1 pseudogene is annotated in these 561 nt (G+C 43.1%); it reads left to right on the top strand.

Features of this window, described 5'->3' with window-relative positions:
- A pseudogene (locus V7783_RS21135) lies at positions 1-561 on the top strand (terminase); the annotation flags it as partial.

Below are 561 nucleotides of genomic sequence, written 5' to 3'. Positions count from 1 at the left end.
CTCACTAGCGGGTGATGTTTCAGAGGGCTTGATACCTTACTTTATTGAACTTGAGCACAAGAACGGCATTAAGTTAACCGATGGTCAAAAGGCTTGGTACTCTGCAAAGTGGAAAGTATTAGGCGATGATATGCGCCGCGAATATCCAAGCACACCAGAGGAGGCGTTCAATCAGTCTATTGAAGGTGCTTACTTTGCCAAACAATTCACTCAACTATACAAAGAAGGGCGCATTGCTTATGACTTCTCTGAATACTCGACCAATAAAGGGCCGGTTAATGTGGTTTGCGATATTGGTATTGGTGATTCCACTGCTTTGTGGTTTTGGCGTATGGTTGGGAATGAGCCTCATATTGTCCATTACCATGAGAATTCTGGCGAACCTCTGGGATATTATATTAAGTATATTCAAGATAAGATCACCGCTAAGAAGTGGGAGTTAGGCAAGTCATACGGACCGCACGATATGAATAACCGCGAGTTTGCATCTAAAGGCAAGACTCGAAAAGAGTTAGCGGCTGAAGGCGTAGAGTATGGCGAAAAAGTTTATAGAATGAAGTT

Source organism: Pseudoalteromonas sp. (assembly GCF_036960685.1).
GTDB lineage: Bacteria > Pseudomonadota > Gammaproteobacteria > Enterobacterales > Alteromonadaceae > Pseudoalteromonas.
Note: the sequence above shows the minus strand (reverse complement) of the source record. Positions and strands in the feature narration are given on the sequence as shown.